The 26,009-nt window shown below is 38.8% G+C and carries 22 protein-coding genes and 1 tRNA gene; 13 read left to right on the top strand and 10 right to left on the bottom strand.

The window, feature by feature from the left end:
- Positions 1-8: 8 nt before the first annotated feature.
- The 8 genes from J1N10_RS04550 to J1N10_RS04515 all read left to right on the top strand — a co-directional run bounded on the left by J1N10_RS04550 (position 9) and on the right by J1N10_RS04515 (position 6,490).
- Positions 9-536, top strand: a complete 528-nt coding sequence (locus J1N10_RS04550) for a hypothetical protein (protein WP_262325490.1) — start codon at positions 9-11, stop codon at positions 534-536.
- Complete coding sequence (locus J1N10_RS04545; RefSeq protein WP_262325489.1) at positions 533-1,006, top strand: helix-turn-helix transcriptional regulator; 474 nt, start codon at positions 533-535, stop codon at positions 1,004-1,006. The genes J1N10_RS04550 and J1N10_RS04545 overlap by 4 nt, the downstream gene beginning before the upstream one ends.
- Positions 1,006-1,437 carry a hypothetical protein gene (locus tag J1N10_RS04540; RefSeq protein ID WP_262325488.1) on the top strand — a complete coding sequence of 144 codons (432 nt, stop codon included), beginning with the start codon at positions 1,006-1,008 and terminating at the stop codon, positions 1,435-1,437. Before J1N10_RS04545 ends, J1N10_RS04540 begins: the two co-directional genes overlap by 1 nt.
- The gene (locus J1N10_RS04535) at positions 1,434-4,292 is read left to right on the top strand and encodes a type I restriction endonuclease subunit R (protein WP_262325487.1); all 2,859 of its coding nucleotides are present in this window, start codon (positions 1,434-1,436) and stop codon (positions 4,290-4,292) included. The genes J1N10_RS04540 and J1N10_RS04535 overlap by 4 nt, the downstream gene beginning before the upstream one ends.
- A 23-nt stretch (positions 4,293-4,315) precedes the next feature.
- The gene (locus J1N10_RS04530; RefSeq protein WP_262325486.1) at positions 4,316-5,104 is read left to right on the top strand and encodes a DNA/RNA non-specific endonuclease; all 789 of its coding nucleotides are present in this window, start codon (positions 4,316-4,318) and stop codon (positions 5,102-5,104) included.
- A 116-nt stretch (positions 5,105-5,220) separates the two neighbouring features.
- Positions 5,221-5,658, top strand: a complete 438-nt coding sequence (locus J1N10_RS04525) for a Panacea domain-containing protein (RefSeq protein ID WP_262325485.1) — start codon at positions 5,221-5,223, stop codon at positions 5,656-5,658.
- The gene (locus J1N10_RS04520) at positions 5,655-6,083 is read left to right on the top strand and encodes a hypothetical protein (RefSeq protein ID WP_262325484.1); all 429 of its coding nucleotides are present in this window, start codon (positions 5,655-5,657) and stop codon (positions 6,081-6,083) included. Before J1N10_RS04525 ends, J1N10_RS04520 begins: the two co-directional genes overlap by 4 nt.
- Positions 6,084-6,220: 137 nt before the next feature.
- The gene (locus tag J1N10_RS04515) at positions 6,221-6,490 is read left to right on the top strand and encodes a hypothetical protein (protein ID WP_262325483.1); all 270 of its coding nucleotides are present in this window, start codon (positions 6,221-6,223) and stop codon (positions 6,488-6,490) included.
- A gap of 56 nt (positions 6,491-6,546) precedes the next feature.
- On the opposite strand, the gene J1N10_RS04510 is transcribed toward J1N10_RS04515, so the two are convergent.
- Positions 6,547-6,822, bottom strand: coding sequence for a hypothetical protein (locus J1N10_RS04510; RefSeq protein ID WP_262325482.1), 276 nt, complete (start codon positions 6,820-6,822; stop codon positions 6,547-6,549).
- Between the two features lie 484 nt (positions 6,823-7,306).
- Between J1N10_RS04510 and J1N10_RS04505 the strand changes: the two genes are divergently transcribed.
- Positions 7,307-7,948: a DUF6266 family protein gene (locus J1N10_RS04505; protein ID WP_262325481.1), complete on the top strand. Its 642-nt coding sequence runs from the start codon at positions 7,307-7,309 to the stop codon at positions 7,946-7,948.
- 151 nt (positions 7,949-8,099) lie between these two features.
- Here the strand turns inward: J1N10_RS04505 and J1N10_RS04500 are convergent.
- Positions 8,100-8,173: transfer RNA gene (locus J1N10_RS04500), tRNA-Ile, on the bottom strand.
- Between the two features lie 174 nt (positions 8,174-8,347).
- On the opposite strand from J1N10_RS04500, the gene J1N10_RS04495 reads away from it, so the two are divergent.
- The 3 genes from J1N10_RS04495 (at position 8,348) to J1N10_RS04485 (ending at position 14,291) form a co-directional block, all read left to right on the top strand.
- A complete protein-coding gene (locus J1N10_RS04495; protein WP_262325480.1) occupies positions 8,348-8,638 on the top strand; it encodes a hypothetical protein in 291 nt (96 codons plus the stop codon).
- Positions 8,639-8,737: 99 nt separating this feature from the next.
- Positions 8,738-11,764 (top strand): basic secretory protein-like protein, encoded by a 3,027-nt coding sequence (locus tag J1N10_RS04490; protein ID WP_262325479.1) that lies wholly within the window; start codon positions 8,738-8,740, stop codon positions 11,762-11,764.
- Positions 11,765-12,032: 268 nt separating this feature from the next.
- Positions 12,033-14,291 (top strand): sodium-translocating pyrophosphatase, encoded by a 2,259-nt coding sequence (locus J1N10_RS04485; protein WP_262325478.1) that lies wholly within the window; start codon positions 12,033-12,035, stop codon positions 14,289-14,291.
- Between the two features lie 320 nt (positions 14,292-14,611).
- Here the strand turns inward: J1N10_RS04485 and J1N10_RS04480 are convergent, their stop codons facing one another.
- The 8 genes from J1N10_RS04480 to J1N10_RS04445 form a co-directional block, all read right to left on the bottom strand.
- Positions 14,612-15,046 carry a hypothetical protein gene (locus tag J1N10_RS04480; protein WP_262325477.1) on the bottom strand — a complete coding sequence of 145 codons (435 nt, stop codon included), beginning with the start codon at positions 15,044-15,046 and terminating at the stop codon, positions 14,612-14,614.
- A gap of 65 nt (positions 15,047-15,111) precedes the next feature.
- On the bottom strand, positions 15,112-16,023 hold the full coding sequence (locus J1N10_RS04475) for a hypothetical protein (protein ID WP_262325476.1): 912 nt from the start codon (positions 16,021-16,023) through the stop codon (positions 15,112-15,114).
- Between the two features lie 56 nt (positions 16,024-16,079).
- Positions 16,080-19,130 carry an ATP-binding cassette domain-containing protein gene (locus J1N10_RS04470; RefSeq protein ID WP_262325475.1) on the bottom strand — a complete coding sequence of 1,017 codons (3,051 nt, stop codon included), beginning with the start codon at positions 19,128-19,130 and terminating at the stop codon, positions 16,080-16,082.
- 37 nt (positions 19,131-19,167) lie between these two features.
- Positions 19,168-19,548, bottom strand: coding sequence for a DUF1987 domain-containing protein (locus J1N10_RS04465; protein WP_262325474.1), 381 nt, complete (start codon positions 19,546-19,548; stop codon positions 19,168-19,170).
- 13 nt (positions 19,549-19,561) lie between these two features.
- Positions 19,562-20,083 carry a SiaB family protein kinase gene (locus J1N10_RS04460; protein ID WP_262325620.1) on the bottom strand — a complete coding sequence of 174 codons (522 nt, stop codon included), beginning with the start codon at positions 20,081-20,083 and terminating at the stop codon, positions 19,562-19,564.
- Positions 20,084-20,587: 504 nt separating this feature from the next.
- Positions 20,588-21,145 (bottom strand): GNAT family N-acetyltransferase, encoded by a 558-nt coding sequence (locus tag J1N10_RS04455; RefSeq protein WP_262325473.1) that lies wholly within the window; start codon positions 21,143-21,145, stop codon positions 20,588-20,590.
- Between the two features lie 76 nt (positions 21,146-21,221).
- On the bottom strand, positions 21,222-22,211 hold the full coding sequence (locus tag J1N10_RS04450; protein ID WP_262325472.1) for a Gfo/Idh/MocA family protein: 990 nt from the start codon (positions 22,209-22,211) through the stop codon (positions 21,222-21,224).
- Positions 22,212-22,222: 11 nt separating this feature from the next.
- Positions 22,223-24,973 carry a DUF3352 domain-containing protein gene (locus tag J1N10_RS04445; protein ID WP_262325471.1) on the bottom strand — a complete coding sequence of 917 codons (2,751 nt, stop codon included), beginning with the start codon at positions 24,971-24,973 and terminating at the stop codon, positions 22,223-22,225.
- Between the two features lie 157 nt (positions 24,974-25,130).
- Between J1N10_RS04445 and J1N10_RS04440 the strand changes: the two genes are divergently transcribed.
- On the top strand, positions 25,131-26,006 hold the full coding sequence (locus tag J1N10_RS04440; RefSeq protein ID WP_262325470.1) for an acyltransferase family protein: 876 nt from the start codon (positions 25,131-25,133) through the stop codon (positions 26,004-26,006).
- The last annotated feature ends 3 nt before the right edge of the window (positions 26,007-26,009 follow it).

The raw sequence follows: 26,009 nt of genomic DNA, 5'->3' as shown, positions 1-26,009 counted from the left end.
TTGATATAATGAAGATAGTCTCTATATTTGCAAACCATTTATTCTCATTTGTCTATCAAAATGAAGATGGCACATACCAGGAAAATGAGTATGATAGATTAATGGACTTGTGGACAGATACCGAATATTTGTGGAACTATGCAAAAGAGAATAAAGTAAAAGACATTAAGCGATTCGTAAACCGCCGTTTAGAAGATGCTGAACTTATACAGGATTTATTGGAAGATTTATCCGAATCAGGTAAGCCTTTAGACCATTACTTTCAAGCTTTAGATGATTATGAAACTGGCTTTAAAATATTGGCACTCAAAAAGGGTAAAACCTCTAAATACGATGGTTTACGCTTATATGCAATCAAAATTGACGAAAACTTGTTTGTTATTACGGGCGGTGCCATAAAAATGAGTTTAAAGATGGACGACCATCCCGACACTAAAAACGAAAAAGTAAAAATCTATAGCGCACAAGCATTCTTGAATGAGAATGATGTGATTGACAGTGATTCTTTTTTTGAATTTCTAACTGAATTAGAATGAAAACGAACAAAGAAAAATTCTTAAACCTTGTTTCTAAAGAGGAAACAAATACTTTAAATAAAAACAAGGAAAGAATAAGAAATAGGAAAAGACTTCGTGAATCTCAGGCAATAGCAATGAAAGTGCTTGAAAAGTTAGAAGAGCCCGGCTGGACACAGCGAAGACTTGCACAGGAAATGGGTGTAAGTCCTCAGCAGATTACCAAAATTGTAAAGGGTAAGGAAAATCTTACATTGGAAACAATCGTTAAGTTGCAGGATATACTGGACATAGCTATTTTGGCCACCTATGTCGAAAAACACCAAAGAGAAAACGCCATTACAGCCAATGAAAAGCTTGTTTCTTCTGTACCGTATATAATAAGTACTCAAGCCTTACATGCTCAAACTTACACTGCTCCTGCTAAAAGTGTAAAAATGAATTATTATAAAGAAAAAGATAAATACGAATTTGAAACACTTACAGCATAATGGATAATACTAAAATAGGATTTAATTTATTAGCTGTTAAAACCGAAAATTTCGCACTTCTCGATGATAATTATACTGAATCAGAAGAAGTTAATTTCGGTTCAGATTTGGAATTTAAAATGAGTGTTGAGCACAAACAATTAGGGGTTTTTACAACTTTTAAATTTGCTCAAAACGAGAAGGTATTTCTCAAAATTCAGGTAAGCTGTCATTTTGCAATTCAACCTGAGTTTTGGGAGAGTTGCTGTGCAAGCAAAGAAATTTCTTTCCCTAAGAATTTAATGGCTCACCTATCTATGCTAACGGTTGGTACGGCCAGAGGAGTACTGCACACCAAAACAGAAGGTACTCCTTTTAACAAATTTTTAGTTCCCCTAATAAATGTAACTAACCTTATAACTGAAGATGTAGTCTTTAACCTCCCCGAATGACCATACAACCCGAACAAGTATTAGAGAATAATCTGATTGAGCAACTACAAGGTTTAGGCTATAAAAAAGTCGTAATCAACGATGAAAGTGACCTGCTGGCCAATTTCAAAAAACAGTTAGAGGTACATAACAAAACAAGCATCTCCGATAACGATTTTAAGCAGATAATCAACTACATCAACAAGGGTAATATCTTTGAGCGTTCAAAAGTATTGCGCGACCGTGTGCCCTACACCAACGATAACGGAGAACCGAAAACCGTTGAGTTAGTCAATCAAATCCATTGGTGTCAAAATCAGTTTCAGGTCACGCAGCAGGTCACTATGGAGGGGTCGTACAAAAACCGCTACGATGTTACCATTCTCATTAATGGCCTGCCTTTGGTTCAAATTGAATTAAAGCGCAGAGGTTTAGAGTTAAAAGAGGCCTTTAATCAAACCAATCGTTACGAGCGTCATTCCTATTGGGCTGGGCAAGGTCTGTTTCAGTTCATTCAGCTATTTGTTATCAGCAACGGAGTAAATACAAAATACTACACCAACAATTCAGTAAAGGCACGCACCTTTAAGCAAACATTTTATTGGAGCGATGAGAACAATAAGTTGGTTACGCAGCTGTCAAGTTTTACCGATGTATTTCTGGAACCCTGCCACGTAGCCAAAATGATAACCAAGTACATTGTACTAAATGAGTCGCAAAAAATATTAATGGTCTTGCGTCCCTACCAGTTTTATGCGGTGGAGTCAATTATTGAGCGGGTTCAAACAACTAAGAAGTACGGTTATATATGGCACACAACAGGTTCAGGTAAAACACTCACATCGTTTAAAACGGCTCAGATATTAACCAATTACCCGAAGGTATATAAAGTTGTATTTGTAGTTGACCGTAAAGACCTCGATTACCAAACAACCAAGGAGTTCAACAGCTTCAACAAGGGCAGTATCGATGGCACCAATAACACACAAACATTAGTAAAGCAACTATCAGGCGACAATAAACTCATTGTTACCACCATACAAAAGCTGAATAATGCCATTACAAAGGCGCGATATTTAGGTAAGATGGAAGCCTTACAAAAAGAGCGCATTGTATTCATCTTTGATGAGTGTCACCGCAGCCAGTTTGGTAAAACCCACAACGATATAAAGAACTTCTTTACCAACTGCCAGATGTTTGGCTTTACAGGTACGCCAATATTTGAAGATAACGCAGGCACCAACCAGTTTGGCAAGCGCACCACTTCAATGCTATTTGGCGATTGCCTGCATAAATATGTCATTACCGATGCCATCCGTGATGAAAATGTATTGAAGTTCTCGGTGGAGTACATTAGCACCTTTAAAAAGAAGGACAACATTCTGGATATTGAGGTGGAAGCAATTGACGAAGCCGAGGTAATGAATGCACCTGAGCGCTTAAATAACGTCACAGAATACATCATTGCCAATCATGCACGTAAAACCCACAACAAAGAATTTACGTCCATTTTTGCCGTTTCAAGCGTCGATACATTAATTGAATATTACAAGCTCTTCCACCAAAAGAAAGAGGAAGGTTTACACAACTTAAAGGTGGCTACCATCTTTTCCTACAATACCAACGAGGAAGATAAAGATGCAGTAGGTTTCACCACAGCCGATTTCGAGGATGATATGAACATGGCAGCGGAGCCGATTGCAACGTACAATACTCAGCATTCGCGCGACCAGCTTGAAACTTTTATCGGTCATTACAACAAAGAATTTAAAACCAACTACACCACAAAAGACAGTCAAAGTTTTTACAACTACTACAATGATATTGCCAAAAGAGTAAAGCACAAGCAAGTTGATGTATTGTTGGTAGTCAATATGTTCTTGACAGGTTTCGATAGCAAAACCTTAAACACCCTTTACGTTGACAAAAACCTGAAATACCATGGTTTAATACAAGCCTATTCCAGAACAAACCGCATACTCGATGAACTTAAATCACAAGGCAACATTGTCTGTTTCCGAAACCTAAAGGATGCGACAGACCAGGCAATCTCATTGTTTTCTAACATCAACGCCAAGGATGAAATCATCATGCAACCCTATGATGAATATGTTGGTTTATTCAATCAGGCATTTATTGCCATGCTGCAAATTACACCAACGGTAAACAGCGTTAACGATTTACAGGATGAAGAAAAAGAACTGGAATTCATCCGGGCATTCCGTGAGTTAATGAGGCTTAAAAATGTACTCAATACATTTACCGAGTTTTCATTCGAGGATTTATCAATGGAAGAGCAGTCCTTTGAAGATTATAAAAGCAAGTACCTCGATTTATACGACAAAGCAAAAGGACAGTCTCAAAAAGAAAAAGTATCCATCCTTAACGATGTCGATTTTGAGTTGGAACTCATCCATCGCGACGAAATTAATGTTACCTACATCCTAAAGCTACTCTCCAAGTTAAAGGATGCCACCGAAGAAGAACAAGACAAGCAGCGCAAAACAATTCTTGAAATCATATCAGGTGACACCCAACTACGCAGCAAACGAGAATTAATAGAGAAATTTATTAATGAGAACCTGCCACAAGTTGAAGATTCAGATGATATACCCGATGAGTTCTACAGCTTCCTCGATGAAGAACGTATGTTGGCAATCAAGCAACTTAGCGAAGAAGAAAATCTGGATGCCTCAAAACTCGAAAAAGTAATTGGCCATTACCTCTTCACCGAGAAAAAACCAATGCGCGATGACATTATCGGTATGCTCAACAAACGCCCTTCACTCAAAGAACGTGGTGCAGTAGCCGAACGCCTTACAGGTAAAATAATGTCCTACGTCGAAACCTTCATTAACGGAATCAGAGGAAAATAAATAACTCAAATAAACCCAAAGCCATGCACAAGTATTTAATCCCTGTTTTATTTTTAATTACAACCTTTGCTTCTGCTCAGGAATTTAATTATCTCCCTTTGGTGAAAGGCGATACATTAATTAAGCATACCTACTACACACTTTCTTATTCAGAACAACACGAACAGCCATATTGGGTAGCTTATGAATTAAAACCTGAAATGTTGCACAAAGTCGTAGAGCGTAAAGATAATTTTAGAGTTGACCCATCAGTAAAAACTAACACCCCAACATACGGTGATTATAAGTCTGCTCCGCTATACGATGCAGGTCACATGCTTTGTTCACGTAACATGCAGTTTAGCTGCGAATCAATGGACGAAACATTCTTCATGTCCAATATGTCACCACAGCACAAAGACTTAAACCGCATCAGATGGGCACATCTCGAAGCACTGGAAAGAAGCATGGTCGAACGTAACGGCACGCTATATGTTGTTTGTGGTCCTGTATTAAAAGACATCATTAAAACCATCGGCATCGATAACAAAGTCAGCGTACCTAACTATTACTATAAAGTAATCCTGGAGCATGATGCAGAATCAACAAAATGCATTGCATTTCTAATGCCAAATGAAAAATGTCCTTTACCATTAAAATCCTATGTGGTGTCAGTTGACAGCATCGAAAGCATGACCGGCATAGACTTTTTCCACGAACTACCCGACGCCATCGAAAACAAAATCGAATCATTCCCCGACACCATTAACTGGAGCTTCAAAAAACCAAGAAGCAACTACGGTTATAACAAAGAAGCAGTTAAGTGTAATTAATTCTTGCTAATAGTTTTTATTGTGTTTAAATTAAGGTCTTTAATAGCTATATTCTAAACATTATACTTGTAAACTGGTTTAATTTTATACTTTTGCGCAATTAATACAGTGGAATTATGGCATATAATGTAATCGATATCGCAAATAAGATTCTTGCAAGAGCAACTGACTCTGAGTTTGATGGACTAGTTTGTAATATGAAATTACAAAAGATGCTCTATTATATGCAGGGTTTTCATCTAGCATATTTTGATACCCCTCTTTTTGACGAAGAGATTGAAGCTTGGATGTATGGTCCCGTTGTTCCTTCCGTTTATGATAACTTCAAAATTAATGGAAATGCAGGGATTGAATATACAGGTGATGTAATCACACTTTCCCCAGAAGAAGAGGCTCTTTTTAACGAAGTTTATAGGGTTTATAGTGAATTTTCTGCTATAGGTTTAATGAATCGCACTCATTCCGAATCACCATGGCAATCTGTTGACACTGGGGTTGGTAGCATTATTCCAAAAGAAACAATGCATGCGTTTTTCAAAACGCGTTTACAATGAGTAAACAACAAAAGAAACACCTTCGTAAACCTGTAATTAAGCCAATTGAATCAGAAACTTCTATCAACACTAACAAGTTGTTTGAAGAGGATTATCCGATGTTTTGTTTCAAACATTTAAGTGAAACGTCTATTAAAGATTGTAAAGACTCTGACTTTTTCATTGAATTCTTACTACGCTTAAAAAAATTATCTGAGTTAGGCTGGAAAGAAATTCGCAAGTCCCAGCGTCATGGCTTTGGCATGGAAAAAATACCTATAAGTGAGATTCATCCAAAACTACCTAATTGCGTTACGCCTGAGGTAAAGCACCTTCATGTTTTTAGAGCTACAGGTAATAATTTACCATTTGTTGGTATTGTTATCCAGCAAGTATTTAGGATATTCTTCATAGAAACGAAATTTGGTGACATATACGACCACTAATCGTCTTATCTAATTATAAGTTTTTGGTTTTTAGATAGGAAAAGCGGTGTTCGTTCATTTTCCTTCGGCAAGTTCAATGCCAGCCCATTCAGCACTATTTAATTAGAATAAACTTTAAAGGTATTAAATAGAACTAAATGCCCTACAGGTTCGCTATCGCTCAGGCTGTCATAGCTCTTGCAGCTCAGTCAATGTCCTCACGTCAGCCTTTCTTGTCCTCCAAGCCACTTCACTACATTTCACCTTCACGTTGCTCAGAGCTTCGTACCTCAACTACTTCGCTACGTTTCGGCTCATTTCGTTCAGTAGCTTGTAGTCCATCGGCTGCCAGTGTTTGGCTCGCCTGCTGGTCGCTGCGGGCTGCGGCTATTAGGTTTTATTTGCCTCCGCTTCGCTCTAGCTATTAAAGCGGTAGCCTTGTGTGTTCCGTTTCACTCCACACATATGCTGTAAAGGGTTATCGCTAGCTTAAACCATCCCTTTCCATCACCCTTGCTCCACTCGCAGGCGGCTCGCGATGCTTGGTCGTTGTCTGCAACCCATTTCGCTCCGCTTCATTAATTGCAGCCATCGCCCAGCCGTTTAGCTCAAGGCTGTTTTTCCAGTCTCGTAGCGTAGTAGATAATGATTTATAGCGATTGTTAAATATCCACTTCTCAGTCCATATGCTTGCAGCACATTCATTGCTCTCATTTATACATTCCTCGGCACTCGTCATTCCTGCATTCGTTTCATTCATAAGCTTCAGCATCGCACGCAAAAGTGGCTCATTCACTCATTTCGTCCCTGTTCTCACAGGAACTACATTCCTTCAATCCCCACCTTTACCTTTCCATTCGCACCAACTGCCTGACATCAGACTTTGATTCCTGTATAACCAACCGCATTAATTGAACGCTTATGCAAAGCTAAGCTACGGGTCTGAAATCATCCAAAAGACTACGGCATAAAGCCGCTTCGCTATTTATTCCGTTTCCTTTTGTCTGTTTCATCCCCTGCTCTTAAAAGTTGCCTAAGCAATCAATTAAGCCATCCCAGGTCCTAATACTAACCTGAAAAGATAGCCGAACATAGCAAAGTAAAGCAAGACGATGTACTGAAATCCATAACACATTCACTGTCCAACAATTCCAATAACTTGAAGCAATGACAAGGTTTCAGAGGTATCAACTCCGTACCAAGTCCAAGCTTAAGATTTGTATGTTTCACTAAATATTGGGAAAATGGGTAAAATTAATCAGGGTATCTTAGGAGGGTTCAGCGGTAAGGTTGGAAACGTTATCGGTGGTAACTGGAAAGGGATTGACTACATGCGTGTAAAGCCTGCAAATGTGGCAAATCCAAAAACAGAAGGTCAAGTTGACCAGAGAACAAAATTCTCAACGGTATTGGAGTTCTTACAGCCTTTAAAAGATTTTGTAAAAGTCGGCTATAAAAACTACGCTATTAAAATGACAGAGTTTAATAGTGCAATGTCATATGTGCTTAAGAATGGTGTAACCGGGTCTTATCCGAACTTCACTATTCATTATGAAAATGCCTTAATCAGTAGAGGTTCTTTAGCTGGCGTACTGAATGGAACAATAACTTCATCTACCGCAGGAGCTATTGATTTTGCTTGGGAGGATAATTCTGCAGACAGTAATGCAAGTACAACCGATAAGGCAATGATTTTAGCTTTAAATAGCGCTAAACGTGAAGCTATTTTCATTACGGAAGGTGTTTCCAGAAGCACAAGAGCACAATCTTTAACAGTGCCTAATGATTTCTCAGGTGACTCTGTTGAGTGCTTTATTGCATTTATAAGCGAAGATGGGCTTTCTGTTGCTAACAGCAAGTATTTAGGTTCAGTTACAGTAGCCTAAACTGAAAACATCGTGAGATTAATTAGAAACCGCTTTTTTAAGGCGGTTTTTTTATTGTTTTTATTTTCCCTTTTTGAGCATATTTGTATGTATCTCGTATGTATCAAAAAGAAAAAGCAGTTACGACAATTCGTAACTGCTTGATTTTCTGTGGGCCCACCTGGGCTTGAACCAGGGACCCCCTGATTATGAGTCAGGTGCTCTAACCAACTGAGCTATAGGCCCGGCTTATCAGGTCTGTAACCTTTTCAGCGGATGCAAAAATAGTTAACAATTTCATATTATCAAATAGAACATCCAATATTTTAAGGCTTTTCAGAGGTATTTATCTAAATAAAGGAATTGTAATATTGACTAGACTTCTGTAATTTAGACTCATACACATTAATACGTTTAACAATGAAAAAAAATCGAAACGCTTATATTATTTTCACACTATTAATCCTTGCTTTGATAACTTCATCCTGCCTACCTGGCGGTGGCAACTATACACCTATAAAACCGGCTGGCTTCTTCACAGGCATCTGGCATGGATGGATTGCACCACTTTCGCTAATATTGGGCCTTTTTAATAAAGATATTACCATTTACGAATCGTTTAACACAGGCTGGTGGTACGACTTTGGTTTTTATATGTCTATTATTGCAGGCTTTGGCAGCTTACGTTTACTACGTAAAAAGAGTGATTAATCAAAAACAGCTCTTCCCATCTCGCCTATTATTCATTAAATTATAACTATCATTAGTTGATTTACGTATTGTCAATGCACCTGCAAAGTCACCATCTTTATGCGCGTCATATTCACCATATCGTTATTGATTGGATGGAGTGTTTTATCACTTCATGCGCAGTACTTTGGCCAAAACAAACCTTCTTACGATAACTTTGATTTTCAACTCTATAAAACACCAAACTTTGAGCTCTACCATTATTTCAGCAATCAAGAACAGATAAAGCTATTAGCACATCAGGCCGAAAAATGGTATTATTATCATCAACAGGTTTTATTAGATACCTTTTATATTAAGAATCCAATAATTTTTTACTCTAATCATGCCGATTTTCAACAAACAACAGCTGTAAGCAGTCGTATTGATGTGGGTACCGGTGGGGTTACCGAGGGCATGAAACGTCGGGTGGTGATGCCGGTTAGTTATACCCACCAACAGACCGACCATGTATTGGGACATGAACTGGTTCATGCTTTTCAATACCATATGCTCACCCACGATGAGGAGATTAACCTGATGGCCATTAACAATGTGCCTTTATGGATGATAGAAGGCATGGCCGAATACCTCTCATTGGGAAGCGCCAATAGCCACACAGCACTATGGATGCGCGATGCGTTAATAAACAATAACTTCCCAACACTGGAAGAAATGACACGGAGCTATCGCTATTCGCCTTACCGCTACGGTCATGCATTTTGGGCCTTTATCGCCTATCAATATGGCGAGCAATATATACCCCGGTTATTTAAAGCTGCGGCTCATGATGGCTATGAGCAAGCCATTGGTGACGTACTGATGCTATCTGACGATTCATTATCGGTGATTTGGCAAAAAACATTGCGGGAGCATCTGCTAACTTCAGCCATCGACTCCTCCTTTTCGATTATTGGCGATCGCATCATTTCGAAGAAAAACAGTGGCCGCTACAATCTAAATCCTTCACTTAGCCCCAATGGCAAATACCTGGTTTACCTTTCGGAACGAGATTTATACGACATTGATTTATTTTTAGCCGACGGAAAAACAGGCGAGCTGGTTTCTCGCCTATATACAGCCACCAGCCACGATGAAATAGATGCACTCAACTATTTAGAAACAGCCGGAACCTGGTCAGCTAACAGTCGCTTTTTTGCCTTTATCGCCTTTAAACAAGGACAGGCCACCTGCCAGGTTTTTGATGTCAAAAAGAAGCAAACAGTGCAGGAAATAATTCTTGACGAATATGACGAAATATGCTGGCCAGCCTGGAGTCCTGTTTCCAACTCCATCGCCTTCTCTGCACTAAAAGAAGGCACATCAGATATCATCGTATATAACCTGGATGATGATTCAGTAAAAAACATAACAAACAATCAACATTCGTGTATTCAACCCACCTGGACCAACGATGGTCAATACATCTACTATGTGAGCGATAAGAACCTGTCAAAAAAAGCAGATTATAAAAACTGTCTGAATATTGCACGCATCTCTCTCGATGGCAACGAACACCATTATTACCCAACATTTAACGGGGCTAAAAACCTGAACCCTACATCTACCCAACATAATGATGAAGTCCTATTCCTTTCAAACTGGGATGGACGACGCAATTTGTACCTTTTAAACACAAGAGATGGTTCGTACGAACAAATAACCCAATACCCCACCGGCATTACTGGCATGACAGATTATTCACCAGCCTTAAGCACATCGGGTGATACACTCCTTTATACGATGCTTTGGGATGGCGAATATACCATCTACCGCACCTCACTAGATAAGATAAAACAAAATGCGCTTCCCCTCTCAATCGATGAACATGACCAAAGTGCTTCACGTATCGTTCCCTATTCAAGCATTCCCTCGCAAGTCGAAACCAACCTTTACTTCAACCGTCAGCCATACTCCTTGCAGGCTGATAGCTTTTTCACAGATAAAATCAGAAAAAATTTTAAGCTTGATTACATTGGTAATGCCTCGGCTGGGGTGATGACAGGTCGTTTCGGCACAGGCATGGCCGGAAGTATTGAAGCCATGTTTAGTGATATACTGGGTAAAAACATGCTTTATACAGCACTTAGTATTAATGGCGAAATTTACGATTTTGGAGGACAGATAGCCTTTATCAATCAACGAAAACGGGTTAAAGTTGGTGTGGCTCTCTCACACATTCCCTATCGTACTGGCACTTATCAATACCAAATTGATTCATTGGCCGATGGCAGCACTTCTCGTTCACTCAATTACCTCTACAGACGCACTTTTGAAGATAAACTATCAGTATTCACTTTTATTCCTATCAACAAAACGAGGCGCTTTGAACTAGGTGCTTCCTACGCATTTTATAATTACAGAATTGAGAAGATTAAAAACATCAATTCCTTCTCACAAATCTACTCATCTGAAAAAGAAAAAATGCCTGCACCAGACGGCTTTGGAACGGCCATACTGGATGCTGCTTTTGTAATTGATAATGCTAAAATGGGTCTGGCCTCCCCGGTTGAAGGAAAACGCCTGAGAATACAAATGGAGCACTACCTGCACAAGATGCAAATGCAAACCTTATTGGTCGACTTCAGGCGCTATGTGTTTATCAAGCCATATAGCCTTGCCTTTCGCCTTTATCATTATGGGCGCTATGGCAAAGACTCTGACAGCAAACGTATGACAGAGCTCTTTTTGGGCTCTCCCTGGTTTGTCAGGGGCTATGACATGGGTAACTTCTATGGCGATGAATCGGTTAATGCCAACACCATCAGTATGAACCAACTTATAGGTACGCGACTGTTGGTCTCCAACATTGAGTGGCGCATACCCTTTACCGGCCCTCGAGAAATAGCCTGGTTCTCATCTGGCTTCTTGTTTAGCGAGCTGGCTCTTTTTATTGATGCCGGTGTTAGCTGGAACAAAAACTCCTACCCAGTGGCACGTTTAACAACCAACAACCTAAAGCAGCGTATACCCGTTTTTAGTGGTGGGCTAGCCTACCGCATCAACTTATTTGGCGCTATGATTCTGGAACCCTATTACGGCTTTCCATTTCATCAAAATCAGCTTAAAAAAGGTGAATTCGGCATTAACATCTTTGCCGGATGGTGATCTAAATCAGGAATATTTTTATCTGAATAGTTTAATACGCTCCTTAAAATCATTATCTTGTCGTTGCGGGGACAGATACAAGAATGAGAGAAATCACCAGGAGTGTAACCTGAAAAACGTAACTCATGGCATATCCAAGCCGGAACCAACCGACTTACTTCTGGATACTACCGAGTCGAAAAAGCACTACTTTCCGACAGCTTTATCATGTCGTCCTGTCCATGACCGCTCTGTCACTAACTCATTTACTAACTAAAACAAAACATCTATGAATTCAATTTTTTGGTTTATCCCATTTGCCTCAGTTTTGGCATTGGTTTTTGCATGGATATTCTTCAAATCCATGATGAAAGAATCGGAAGGTACCGATAAAATGAAAGAAATTGCCCAGCACGTCAGAGATGGAGCAATGGCCTATCTTTCAAGACAATATAAAGTTGTGGGTATCGTTTTTTTAGTTTTACTTATCATTCTCACCATATTAGCCTTTATCGGCGTTCAAAATCCTTTTGTACCAATCGCCTTTTTAACAGGTGGCTTCTTCTCCGGATTATGTGGATTCCTCGGCATGAAAACCGCTACCTTTGCATCAGCACGAACGGCTCATGGTGCTTCTAAATCATTAAACAGAGGATTAAAAGTAGCCTTTAGAAGTGGTGCCGTTATGGGATTGGTAGTCGTTGGTTTTGGCTTAATTGATATCGCTCTTTGGTACTGGTTATTAAATTACATCTACGACCACAACATATTTGGCCTTGGCTTAAAAGTAGCTGAAGAAGTAAGCCTGATGGGCACCTGGACATCTGATTTTGTGGCCAACTCAGAATGGACACATGCCAAAATGGTACACATTACAACTACGATGTTGACCTTCGGCATGGGAGCCTCAACTCAAGCACTATTTGCCCGTGTAGGTGGTGGTATTTACACCAAGGCGGCCGATGTAGGTGCCGACCTGGTTGGTAAGGTTGAAGCGGGTATTCCGGAAGACGATCCTCGTAACCCAGCCACCATTGCCGATAATGTAGGTGACAATGTAGGTGATGTTGCCGGAATGGGTGCCGACCTTTACGAATCGTATTGTGGTTCCATATTAGCTACAGCGGCATTGGGAGCAGCTATCTCTATGAACTCAGGAACATTTAATGAAAAAGCCATTATTGCACCTATGATTGTTGCGGCTATTGGCATTATCTTCTCCATACTGGGTATATTTATGGTACGCACCAAAGAAGATGCTACAGCTAAAAGCCTTTTAAACTCTCTTTTGGTCGGAACAGCAGGTTCATCAGTGTTGATATTAGTTGCAATTGGCGTAATGGCCTATTTAGGTTGGTTTGGATGGGGTATTTTTGGCTCCGTGGTAGCTGGCTTGATTGCCGGTATCATCATCGGACAGGGAACCGAATATTATACTTCTGACGGCTATAAACCAACTCAAGGCATTGCCAAGCAAGCTCAGCAAGGACCCGCTACTACCATTATCGATGGTATCGCTGTTGGTATGTACTCAACGTGGATTCCTGTGATTACGATTGTTGCTGGTATTATTGCAGCTTTTGGTTTTGCGGGTGGGTTCACCGATTTCAGCGAAGGTGTTTACGGTATTGGTTTTGCCGCGGTAGGCATGCTATCCACCTTAGGTATTACTTTGGCAACAGATGCCTTTGGACCTATTGCCGATAACGCCGGAGGTAACGCCGAGATGGCTGAATTACCCAAAGAAGTTCGTGAGCGCACTGATGCTTTAGACATGCTGGGTAACACAACAGCAGCAACCGGTAAAGGTTTTGCTATTGGTTCAGCGGCCTTAACAGCCATGGCCTTATTAGTGGCCTACATGGAGGAAGTCCGTATATGGTTGAAAAAAGTACCTGAATTGGGCAATGAATTCCTGGAAGTAACAGGGGCTGAGAGCTTAACAAAAGCATCGATCCAGAATTTTGTAGATTATTACGAACTCAATATGTTTAATCCGCTACTAATAGCCGGTTTGTTTATTGGCGCGATGATGGCCTTTGTATTCTGTGCCATGACGATGAAAGCAGTCGGTCGCGCAGCCGGTGCAATGGTTGACGAAGTACGTCGACAGTTTAAAGAGATACCAGGTATATTAGAAGGCACTGGACAACCTGAATATGCGAAGTGTGTAGCCATCTCTACCAAAGGTGCTCAACGCGAAATGATGGCGCCATCCATTTTAGCCATTGCAGTACCCATTATTGTTGGATTAGTATTTGGCGTTGCCGGTGTAATCGGCCTTTTGATGGGTGGATTAGTCACCGGGTTTACCCTAGCTGTGATGCTAAATAACTCAGGAGGTGCATGGGATAATGCCAAAAAATACATCGAAAAAGGCAACTATGGCGGCAAAGGGAGTGTAGCCCATCACGCAGGCGTTGTAGGCGATACAGTTGGCGACCCGTTTAAAGATACATCAGGTCCATCGTTAAACATTTTAATCAAGTTGATGACCATGGTTTCGGTTGTTATGTCCGGACTAACAGTTATCTATTCATTATTTTAGAGTATCCACTTCTACAAAATGCGAATGTTAAGCCATTCGTTATACCATCTAGATTAAATATATACCGCCCTTATTTACGGGGCGGTTTTTTTGTGAAACTATTCAACCAATTTAGTGATTTTGCATGCCTGTTGGTGATGCCTTACAACATGAAACTTTTTGTTCGATAACTATCCTTTATAAGAAATAAAAGCAGAACAGGTTTATGAAAATCATTGGAGATGCATAGTTGCTCTTTATTGTATACCATCGTTTAGCACCAACAAAAAAGCCACCTCTATCGAGATGGCTTTTGCTATATATTAATAGAAATTAGTTTCCTACAACTGCTTCACAAGCGACAATACTGATTTGGCACAACCTTCTTGTCCGCCTTTAAATGAGAAATACAAATGATATACGCCTGTTTTGCGACAAACAAACTGAAACTCATCGTACATTTTACCATTGTGAAAGTTACTACTGATAAGCTTTTCATTTTGCTTTAGCTGCATAATCATCTTTTCAGCATTAGAAGCACCATTAACAATATTAAACTTGTATTGCGTGTTACTATTCAGCACAACAGAAAATTTAACATAGCCGGTTTTGGTATCTTTCTTTTCTTTTACCATTTCAACGGTAAAATCCTTTATATACTGGCTCGATCCCATTTCTTTCAATGCTTGCTTTAGTAGATCATCGCCACATTGAGCCGACACGCTAAAAGCACTCATCATAAAAAGAACCAGGAAGCTATAAAATATTTTTTTCATCTTTCTAATTTTAATTGGTCCCAAAGAACATTTGCAAAAATAACTTTTTTTTCAAATACGCTCCCTTACGACACAATGAATTCTCTTAATGACTTGATTTCAGCAACAATAGCACTTACCTGTTCAGGGGTAATTTCTACGTGACTAACCTCGTCCTGTACGATGATTAATTTACCGTCCTGCTCAATCGTTTTCGCTTCGCCCATTTCAGTGGTAATCTTCACAGCACTATAGGCCTCCTTCAATTGGCTAATTCCTTTGGCCAATTCAGCGAAGTCAGGATCGCCACTGTAATTCTTTAAAATAATTTCAATGATATCAATGATATCTTTTTGCTCTGCTACACGATTAATCAAGCTCTCGTCGTTCGTTTCTTCAATCACATTAGCTGTAATGTACAAACCTTCAATCCAGGCGCCCGTAACAATCAGCGAAGATACATTGCTACGTTTCTGGCTGCGCAAGTATGAATCCATCTGGTTGAAACTAGAGATAGAAATCTGCATTAACGAGTCCAGGTTGTTATTGTTAGTAGCCATACGCTTCAACGAATTGAAGTCGAAGAACTGACCAACTTTAATGCCTTCAGCCAAAGATTTAATGGCTACCAGGTAAGACACAACAATACTATTCTTGTCGAATGTATTGATATATCCTAAATCGGCACTATAAACGCCTAAATTAAGTGCTCGCTTATAGCTGGTATTATAATTATCTACTTTATCGGTGCTGTTTAGTATTTTTTGAGAGAAATCAACGCCTGTAGCCTTAATTATTGAAGCCATCTCAACTGGTGATGAAATATTCTGAATTACATCGCTCATTACTTCTTCTGACAGTTCAAGCGCCCCACTTTCAGCTGGTGCAGAAAGCGTTAACTCATCAGATTCACTGCTCTTTTTTGATGACCCTGAACATGCTGACATTAAACAAATTCCGGCAACCATCAAGGTTAGGTAACTAAATTTTCTCAACATTTTAGTACGTTTTTAATTTCGATTGAAGCAATTATACTCAATTATTTAGTAAAAGGTTACTTTTTAAACAGTTTTAATTCCCCAAAGAAGTTCATTCCTTTCTTTAGTAAATCAAAATACAGCACCACATACATCATGATGGTCAACAGCCAGACAACTGTGATATTAAACCATAAGGTATCGTAGAAGACACCAGCAAAATGCTTTTGCGGGGCAAAAAAGTGCGTTCGGAACGACACGGCTGTTTCGGGTTCAGGCACCTGATAAATCGGGTCAACTACCTGAATCAGCTTATCGCCATCACGCAGTAACTTATTCTTATCAAATGTCTTACGAACGATATCGGAAATACTCTCGTTGTAATATGCATCTTTAATGGCGTTAAAACGGTCTTTGTTATTTCTGATATTCTCAGATAAGAATCGGTTAATCGTATTATCGGCCTTATTAAAGATATCGCGGTAATGATTTTTTAAACCTTCGATGTAGTTTTTAGTCTCTAAAGCCACCTCTTCATTAAAGCCCTCGACGTTTAGTTTATCAATTGCACTAAATGAAATATCCGGCACTCGCATCATCTCTTTCGACAGCTCATTATGCAACAAAGCCAAGTCATTTATATAAGCATCACTTGATTTGTCAGCAATGCGACACGCTTCCACCATCTCTTCCAATTCTGGCAAGTAATAAACATTTTTAAAATCCGAACTGCTTTGTTGCAACTCAACATCGAAAATGTTCTTCTTATAGTTATTGTGCTTATACTGGTGCACAATCAGCCCTTCGTAGATGTAGCGCGAAGGCATCACCTCTGCTACCAATGGCACCTTATCGACGCTGGTAAAATCTTTGTTCAGCTTATCAAAAGTAAACATGGCTCCACCTAATACCATTTGTGGTATCATCACCAATGGTATCAAAATATAAATGGTAACAATGGAGTTAAAAGAGGCTGATAATATAAGTCCCAGAATATTAGCAAAGGCTGATACTGAAAATAATGCCAGCCAAAATTCGAAGTTCATACCCTTAATACCCAATATAGTGTTGGCAACAAACACAAAAAGCGTCATCTGAATCGCTGACATTGTAAATAATATCAGGATTTTAGATGCCAGGTAACTGGATCGACTTAGGTTTAGAAACTTTTCCCGCTTTAATATCTTGGCGTCTTTGAAGATTTCTTCTGCACTAATAATCAAGCCAAAAAACAGGGCAACAATGATGCCCATAAAAATATATGGCGCGATGTTTTCATTCTCGCGGAAAATGTAAATATCCGATTCCGGATCAACGATGTAACGAATCAGGTAAGCCAGTATAAAACCTAGAAACGGCGCTTCCAACAGGTTTAATAGAATATACTGTGTGTTACTGATTTTTGACTTAAAATCGCGAAGTGTATAGATAAAGAACTGCTTAAACCACGATGGGATATTCAACGACTTTGGCGGCGTTGATGTTGCCTGTTCAACTTGTGGCAGTTCAATGTTTTCTTTATAGTGATCGTGCCACTCTTCCGGCGATGTTTTCCGCTTATTGGTGTAATTACCATATTCATCAATGACATTGGCATCGATGATATTGAAAATCAGCTCCGGATTAAGATTACCACATGTCCCACATTCGCCCTGGTCGCTATTGATTTGTGCATCGAGCCGCTTAAAGTAAATCAACGATTCACTTGGGTTACCATAATACACCGGATAACCACCTGTATCGAGGATGTACATCTTATCAAACATCTTGTAGATGTCGGACGATGGCTGGTGAATCACCACAAAAATAAGCTTACCTTTCAGCGCCAATTCACGTAAAAGGTTCATCACGTTTTCCGAATCGCGCGACGACAAGCCGGATGTAGGCTCATCAACAAATAAAATACCAGGCTCACGTATCAGCTCCAGGGCGATATTCAATCGCTTTCGCTGGCCACCACTAATCATTTTATTCAGTGGCGAACCCACTTTGAGGTTTCTGCGTTCATAAAGGCCAAGGCTCATGAGGGTATTGTTCACCATCTCCTCAATTTCTTTCTCGTCCTTGTCTTTAAAACACAACTTAGCGTTGTAGTAAAGGTTTTCGTAAACGGTCAGTTCCTCAATCAACAAGTCATCTTGTGGGATGTAACCGATTACACCTTCCACCTTATCACGCTCGTGGTGCAGGTTATAGCTGTTAATCAGCACTTCGCCACTTGTTGGAGTTTCATTGCCACAAAGCACGTTGAGCAACGTCGTTTTACCAGCACCACTGGCCCCCATAATTCCTATAAGCTTACCTTGTTCTTCAGAGATATTGACATTTCGTAATCCAATACCGCCTGTTTTGAACTGAAAACCTACATCTTTTACTTCATAGGAGATTTTAGATACCGATGAGTCGGACATGAAGCGCGACACCACATCGGTATAATATACCGGTTGTCCTTTTGGCAGCTTTACAAAACTTCCTTTTGGAAAAAGGTAAATACGACGGTTGTTAATCAGCAATCCGTTAAGGAAAATATCCTGCTCACCTGTATATCTGACAAAATACAGGCCAGCACTTTTCACCCTTAGTATCAGCACATGACCATCAAGCTCACCTGTTTTAATATGCTTGGCATTCTTATGCTCAGGCGCCTGATGATTAACAACTAAAACATCATCCAAATCGAGCTCTGCCAATTCGTTATTTACCGTATAGGTTTCGATGGCTTCAATCTCTTCTTTGGGTAATTTAAACACATCGGCCACCGTATTGATAATGGCCATGCGTTGCTCGGTAAACTTACGGTCGGCATTAACCAGCTCATACAAACGTAATAATACAACGACCTTCTGTTCTTTATTCAGCTTTTTGTTAATCTTCTTACAGATTCCGAGTATTTTGACGGAATCTTTCATCGAAGTTAACTTAACCTTGCCTTCAGGTTCTTCTTTCCCAAGCTTCGAATCTTTCGAGAATTTAAGAAATAGCGAATAGTACTCTTCTACAGCTTCTGCATTTAACTGCTGTTTCAGGAATGTTTTTACATATTCTATTTCATTCGCTTCAACACCTCCATCCTGCTTGGCAATTAAACCAAACAGTTGCATCAGTGCTTTCAGAATCTCTTCACTCATAAATTAAATTTCAAAAGTTAGTTTGGGTATTTGTGTCTTAGTCGGTGTATGAAATATAGTCGAAAGGAATTTCAACAATATCAGCATATTCTTCACCTGCTTCGAGCATGTCTTCTTCTTCTTCGTGATAGTGCCATTTAATCACCACATCGTGATCATTCTCAACGATTTCTTCAAATTTCAAAAGAATATCAAGAATAACTTTTGACGATGCGGTATTAAAATACTCTAATTTAAAATGGAACTCTGTTTTTTCAGCTGGTGCTTCAGCATAGTTGTCAATCCAGTTTAAGATTGGCTCATAAAACATATTCACATCTTCAGGTAGTGAACGTCCTGAAATTTCAAACTTATTATTGTCCTTATCCAGAATTACATTAGGCGTATCGTCCGTACCTGCAATATTAATTACTTCCATAATTTGTGTCAGATTAGTTTCGTTTTATTGTTGATGTTAAAATAAAGAAGCTAACTTCTTCATTTAGCTTTTTAAATTCATAGGTTAGTTTGCTGCCTGTTTTCTTGGCGATATCAATAAATCCAAGTCCGGCTCCACCTTTATCCGAAATCTTACCTTCGCGCATTTGCTTCTTGAAAAGCTCTGATAAGCCCTTTTTATCAAGGCTATTTACATGCTCAAGGTTAGCTTTCAACTCAGGAACCTTGTCATTTTTGATAACATTACCGGTAATAATGTTATAGCTTGTTTCACCATGACTCACCATCACAATACCTCGACGTTCACTTTCGTTCTCATCTAATGAATCGGCATGTTTGCTAATGTTCTGGAGGCACTCAACCATTACATTAAACACTTTTCGCTGCACCGTATTAGACTCTTGACTCTTCTCAAGGCTTTTTTCGGTAATTGACGTAAAGGTTTTTGTAATTTCCTGGGTAACTTCCCCTTCGTAAACCAAATTAATTTCATTGGTTTTCATAGTCTTATACATTTGATATGCAAAGTCTAAAAACCCATGATTTTCTTTATTCATATCCATACTCTGTAGTGTGTTTTACTAACTACTTTTAATCAATTTTCTAACCAAAATAAAGAAATGCAAAATTAGAAAGAACATGGAAATATCATTCCACTTCTCTCTATTGTTTTTCACATCACTTGAAGGAAGTATATCAACACCCCTCCTTAACTTTGACAAGATAGAAATAATTCTAACGTCACACGTCAGTGCTAGTACGGAAAAAACGGAGAATTGTTTTGTTATTTTACGTTAATTGATGTAAAGTCCCCCTTAAAGGGCATTTTTTTGTGATTAAACAAGCTTTAATCACATATATGCAAGGAGTTAATACCGTTTACTAATCAAAAGGCGGCTTTAAAGCGATTTGCTTTAAAATCACTTTAATTATGTATCGGAATTAACCAATATAAGTAGCAAAATGATTCAGGCTCATTTTGTAATACATTTGGTATAACTTGTGATAAGCTGGCAATATTAATTGAGGTTTATCAGGAAGTTAGATTGTAAATCGGTTTGCTCTTTGACACTACATTCATTGCCTAATTCTTTATCAAAAGAACTAATGCTAAATCCTTGTGACAAATAATTAGATATGGCCGCCATTTTTTCAAATTCACTGGCATGAAAGAAAATACGTTTGGGCTCAAACTGAAAACAATAATCAACGGCTTTGGAAAGGAACATGGCACGAATCTCAAAATCGATGAAATCATTAACAATTCCGAAGTTCTTAATTTCAACTTGTCTATCGGGCAGTACGATAAGGTCAAATGACCCTATAATTTCTCCTTCGTGCAAAGCTATAAAGAAGTGCACTTCAGGATATGCCAAGAAGCCTTTCAGGATGTCTTTATTCCAGGATAATTGTTCCCACCAGCCATTTGACAATTGACCCGACAAGGGAAAATTATAATCGAAACCAGAACTCTTCTTGATTTTAACCAACTCAATTTTTTTATCGTAGCCTTTGGCCGGAATAAAATGTGTTCGACTCGTCAGTTCCAGAATATTGTAATTAACCTTTTTCTTCATAACACCCTAATTAACATCCTGCCGGTGTTACGCATTTATCGTGCCAAGGTTTTTTAAAAAATGTGAAATTATCTCATTAACTGATCGTTTCCCACTTTTCCGATTCCGATGAGCGAAGAATAGCATCCAGCACCTTTTGGTTGCAAATAGCATCATCTTCGTCGTTTGAAGGCGGTACTTTTTCGATGATTTTTCGAGCAAAACTATCCACCATCAAGCCGTATTGATCAGTCGCCTCCACTTTCACCTCACGTGTTCCAATTGCTGTTTCTACAGTTACTTTAGCTGGCACATCGGCATAGGTATTAAAAGGCAAATTAACAACTATCATCCCTGCGCTTCCAACAATATCAACCCGCTGAAAAGCACTAGCGCATGTTGATACATTAAATGTAGAACGAACCGTTCCGAAATCAAGCATGGTCGATGTTAGCATATCAGTTCCGAACTCACTATGATAACTCAATAAGCTGATAACTTTTTGCGGTTCTTTATCCAATAGGAACCGAGGGACAGAAACGGCATAACAACCAATATCGCGCAGCGCTCCGCCACCATATTCTTTAATATTTCGGATATTTGAAGCAGAGGGGTTATTGTATGAAAACGAGGTATTGATGTATTGTATTTTTCCAATATTATTGGTCCGGATAATATCTTTCACTTTTATCCACTGCGGATGATGTTTATACATAAAAGCTTCCATCAAAACCACATTATTCTTTTGGCAGAATTCCACTAATTCCTGCACCTCATCGGCATCCATACACATTGGCTTTTCGCAAAGGATATGTTTCCCTGCCAATGCGGCTTTTTTAGCCCATTCGAAATGCATATGATTGGGTAATGGAATATACACGGCATCAATCGCCTTATCATCAAGCACGGCCTGATAATCACCATAATGCTTCTCAATCTCGAACTGACGTGCTACTTCGGATGCCTTTTTAATATTTCGCGATGCAAGAGCATACAACTCAACACTATTTAATTTCTTAACTGGCAAAACCACCCTTTTTATAAAGTGGTTTGAACACCCCAATACACCTAGTCTTAATTTTTCCATTCTTTCAACACTTAATCAACCTGATAATTATAAATATAGTTCTCAGAACCTCCCACGATTAAATTAAACCTCGAAGCAGACGACTTTAAAAAACCGATACTAAAACGTGAATTTCCTTTTAAAGGGAAACCCTTATACATCTTACCATCCTTGTTCAACAGGTAAATTTTTCCCTTGTCTTTTTCAGAGACACCAAACTTGATGTTTTGTGCCGAAAATTGATACCTGTCAATATTCAGATTTATCTCCTCATCAAACTCTTTATCAAACACCTCTTTGCCTTCAGAAGTGGCACACACAACCCGCTTGGGTTCAGACAACAGATAATGCGCTTTACCATTCATATTGAAAACACTAAAAGCGTGTTTACTTTCAACATCAAACATTTCTTTAGCGATCACCGAGCCATCAGCCAGTTTGATTTTCTTCAACAAGCCTTTTTCATCAGTTGTGACCAGGCAATCGTTGATCTTATTATCATTTTCTATAAAATAGGGCGAATCTGCATTTCTGACAAACTGTGATTTCAGCTTCACCCGTATATTTCCTTTTCTATCGCAAATATAGTTACGTTTATTGTCTGCAAAAGCAATGTAATCTTTACCGTTTGAACGGAAATGTTGAACAGGCAACGTTACTTTTCCATCCGTTTTCCCAAATTTCCATCCCGACACCCTATTGCCTTTTCCATCATACAGGTAGACATGTCGGTTTTCGCAAGCCACAAACAAGCGATATTTTCGGTTGTTATCATAGTCAACCACTGCCAGTCCATTGCTTGCCGGCGATGGTAACTTCACAGGGAACTTAGCTACATTATTACCATTTCTATCCAATAAAAAGATAGAATTTTGCGTGTTAAATAAGTATTGCAGCTTATTGTTTCGATAATAATCTATCTGTACTATCTCACTCATAACCGGACTATCTAATGGCCTTTTCCAAAGCACCCTGCCACTATTACTCAATAAATACAGGTTATTAGCTTCATCCTGAACCAGCACTTCTCGTTCATTGGTATAATGATTTTTTACCAGGGTTGGTTTCATCACCACAGTTGAATCGAGCAAACTTTGCCAAATAGTTCGTGGTTCAGATTCACGCATTGGCAGATATTGCAAGTAAGAAGTTGTATAAATCATCTTACCCGTTCCGCTCAATTGCACACCCATGCCGTAGAAATTGCCTAATGCTTCTTTTTGAGCTTCATCAATATCGCCTAAAAGAGGTTGGAAAAACGAACCCAGCAAGGAAGACATATGAGCCGTTTCACAAAAGACAAATACATTCTCGCGACTTGAAAAATTGCTTAAAAAAGATTGATGTGTCCGACTTTTGCTTAACGTTTTGTTGAGCATATTGCTATAAATAAATTGCTCAATCAAAACCGGGGCATCGGCCATTATGATGTTATCGTCGTAAAATCCTATATACTCATGAGGCACCTGTGGTAACAACGCCCCAAATAAATCCACTATTAAATCATCAGAAAAGCCTTTGTAAATATTGAACCTCATCTCAGCATCAGGCTTATACGTTTTTGCTAACAATGGAACGTTGTTTTGTTTGTGCATCTTTCGAAGCATCTCCAATATCAATTCTTTACCCCTTGACTGGCTCTTCATCTTTAAGACAAATGCCCCATTGGCTTTCGGCTGTAAATGATTATAGTCACTATAGGCCAAGGCCAAATCTCCGGTCAGCTGATTAAACAATTCATCTTTAAAGTTAAAAGCCAGTTCGTTCTCAATACGCTTCAGCTTGTGTTCCAGTTCACTTCCCGATTCATTGCCATTATAAAAGGTGGATAGTCGGCGCTTTAGTTCATTTCCACTTTCCATCGAAACAGTGATATAAGCCCTTGTATTACGAGGCAGAACATCGTGCATATGTGAACGTTGCGGTTGTGCATCGACCAAAAGCTGACTCATGATTCCTTGATTATTGGCACTCATAAATCCATTAAGCAAAACAGCCTGCTCATCAATTTCAACATCCAATTCGGCCCAATGACTTTGTTGAGCCAGCTTACCCAGCCGATTTTTTGCGACCTTTTCTACAAGTGGACTAATTACCGGTGGCAACTCTTTAAAATTTACAAAGACATTGAGTTTTGAGCCTGCTCCAATGGTCTTGTATATCTGTTTAAAATCGCCATTGTCAATCCAGCTTTCTTTTCGTTGTTGTTGCCTTATTGATGACTCAATCAGTAAGTTTGACGGACTTATCAGCAATAACCCATTATCGACATGTATAAAGAGCTGCTTTTTATGGTTGCCTACCTCATAAATAAGCTTTGAGTTGTATTTACGCTGATTAAGCTGGTAGCCGTATTCATTCAGATGTTTTATGAAGCGTTCAATTTTTGCCTCTTCTTTTCGATTTGGTATTTCAAACATAAACAGAGGACTAACACTTTCTTTTCCTTGTGCATGAATTGAACAGTAGAATGGCAGTTGATTGAGTTCTTTTGTTATTGCTACTCCTTCGTTACTCTTAAGCGAATCTAAATCGGAAAACAAAGCAATCAGTTTCGAAACAACGTTTGCTTGCTGTATCTCCTGCTTAAAATCGATGGTTTGAAACAATGAATTATGAATGTATCCTAAATCACTCGCTTTAATAATAGCGGCGGCGTCAGAAGGTATGGCGGCCAATGCAGAATCGTTGTTATAACTTCTTCCCCGGTTAACTTGAATTAAAATATAAACTAAAAGTAAACAGCTAATTAAAATGGTTGCAATAACCCAGCCCTTCTTCATATCAATACGTTAGATAGGTTAAAAAAACTAATGCAATGTAAGGATAATACCGTTGTACAAAACTAGTTTTGTATCATTAAACGGGCAAATATTAGTAAGTGAATTTAGACGACTTTTAGTTTTTATCTATGTTTGTCGCATTAATCATATTCGTATTATGAAGGGAAGTATAGAATTAATGAGGGTAATTGCAGTTATTTTAATCACCTTCACTCATACTCGACACAATATTGAAACAGGACCTTTTTGTTTCATTTTCGAAACATTACCTACATATGGTACTCCTTTATTATCTATTATCTCAGGATTTCTTTTCTGGGAAAAAACCCGATTCAAGAAAAACATTTTCAACTCAAAAGTTGCGAGCTTAATTGTTCCATATTTCATCGCGAATTTATTAGTATTATTACCTGTATTACTAGCCAATAGCCTGGGGTACAACTATCTAAATAGACTAACATATGATTACACTTTATTTACAGAAGGCCTACTAGCACTCAATTCACCACCTATTAACCCTCCTACTTATTTTATAAGAGATTTATTTATTCTTTTCGTTCTCCTAGAGTTACTATTTAAAAAGAATGTAAAAATGTTAATCATCCTTCTCCCATTAGCTTATTTTGGGAAAATATTTATTAGGATTGATATTGTTATCATGTTTTTTATGGGGAGTATATTTGCTACGCTAAAACACCACAATAAGTGGATCATCATAGGCCTAATTGGATTAAACATCTTTTCATTCATGATAGACATCTTACCAATTAAATATCCTCTTTCTGCTTTAGTATTCGCACTATTAATCAAAACAAAGTTCCAGCTCCCGAAAACTGGTGGCTTCACCTATCTTCTTCATTTATACCATTCGCCAATAATGGTTTTTTCATATCCGGTATTAGTACTTTTTATAACCAACCCTATAATGAATGTTTTTGCACAAGTATTTTTAAGCATATTCTTTGTAGGAATACTTTTTTACTTAAGCAGTAAAATAAAACCTTTAGGTTTGTTATCAGGAGACAGAACTTAAACA

Origin of the sequence: Carboxylicivirga litoralis, assembly GCF_025499605.1 — a bacterium.
In the GTDB taxonomy this organism is placed as follows: Bacteria; Bacteroidota; Bacteroidia; order Bacteroidales; family Marinilabiliaceae; genus Carboxylicivirga; species Carboxylicivirga litoralis.
This window is presented reverse-complemented; position numbering and strand designations above follow the sequence as displayed.

Bases quoted from the DNA above. Each gene is read 5' to 3' on its own strand.
- J1N10_RS04550 (WP_262325490.1), top strand. From the start codon at position 9: ATGAAGATAGTCTCTATATTTGCAAACCATTTATTCTCATTTGTCTAT.
- J1N10_RS04465 (WP_262325474.1), bottom strand. From the start codon at position 19,548: ATGGAAGTAATTAATATTGCAGGTACGGACGATACGCCTAATGTAATT.
- J1N10_RS04515 (WP_262325483.1), top strand. From the start codon at position 6,221: ATGCCCTACAGGTTCGCTATCGCTCAGGCTGTCATAGCTCTTGCAGCT.
- J1N10_RS04545 (WP_262325489.1), top strand. From the start codon at position 533: ATGAAAACGAACAAAGAAAAATTCTTAAACCTTGTTTCTAAAGAGGAA.
- J1N10_RS04525 (WP_262325485.1), top strand. From the start codon at position 5,221: ATGGCATATAATGTAATCGATATCGCAAATAAGATTCTTGCAAGAGCA.
- J1N10_RS04460 (WP_262325620.1), bottom strand. From the start codon at position 20,083: ATGTATAAGACTATGAAAACCAATGAAATTAATTTGGTTTACGAAGGG.
- J1N10_RS04490 (WP_262325479.1), top strand. From the start codon at position 8,738: ATGCGCGTCATATTCACCATATCGTTATTGATTGGATGGAGTGTTTTA.
- J1N10_RS04480 (WP_262325477.1), bottom strand. From the start codon at position 15,046: ATGAAAAAAATATTTTATAGCTTCCTGGTTCTTTTTATGATGAGTGCT.
- J1N10_RS04455 (WP_262325473.1), bottom strand. From the start codon at position 21,145: ATGAAGAAAAAGGTTAATTACAATATTCTGGAACTGACGAGTCGAACA.
- J1N10_RS04450 (WP_262325472.1), bottom strand. From the start codon at position 22,211: ATGGAAAAATTAAGACTAGGTGTATTGGGGTGTTCAAACCACTTTATA.
- J1N10_RS04485 (WP_262325478.1), top strand. From the start codon at position 12,033: ATGAATTCAATTTTTTGGTTTATCCCATTTGCCTCAGTTTTGGCATTG.
- J1N10_RS04505 (WP_262325481.1), top strand. From the start codon at position 7,307: ATGGGTAAAATTAATCAGGGTATCTTAGGAGGGTTCAGCGGTAAGGTT.
- J1N10_RS04495 (WP_262325480.1), top strand. From the start codon at position 8,348: ATGAAAAAAAATCGAAACGCTTATATTATTTTCACACTATTAATCCTT.
- J1N10_RS04440 (WP_262325470.1), top strand. From the start codon at position 25,131: ATGAAGGGAAGTATAGAATTAATGAGGGTAATTGCAGTTATTTTAATC.
- J1N10_RS04470 (WP_262325475.1), bottom strand. From the start codon at position 19,130: ATGAGTGAAGAGATTCTGAAAGCACTGATGCAACTGTTTGGTTTAATT.
- J1N10_RS04445 (WP_262325471.1), bottom strand. From the start codon at position 24,973: ATGAAGAAGGGCTGGGTTATTGCAACCATTTTAATTAGCTGTTTACTT.
- J1N10_RS04540 (WP_262325488.1), top strand. From the start codon at position 1,006: ATGGATAATACTAAAATAGGATTTAATTTATTAGCTGTTAAAACCGAA.
- J1N10_RS04475 (WP_262325476.1), bottom strand. From the start codon at position 16,023: ATGTTGAGAAAATTTAGTTACCTAACCTTGATGGTTGCCGGAATTTGT.
- J1N10_RS04520 (WP_262325484.1), top strand. From the start codon at position 5,655: ATGAGTAAACAACAAAAGAAACACCTTCGTAAACCTGTAATTAAGCCA.
- J1N10_RS04510 (WP_262325482.1), bottom strand. From the start codon at position 6,822: ATGAATGAAACGAATGCAGGAATGACGAGTGCCGAGGAATGTATAAAT.
- J1N10_RS04530 (WP_262325486.1), top strand. From the start codon at position 4,316: ATGCACAAGTATTTAATCCCTGTTTTATTTTTAATTACAACCTTTGCT.
- J1N10_RS04535 (WP_262325487.1), top strand. From the start codon at position 1,434: ATGACCATACAACCCGAACAAGTATTAGAGAATAATCTGATTGAGCAA.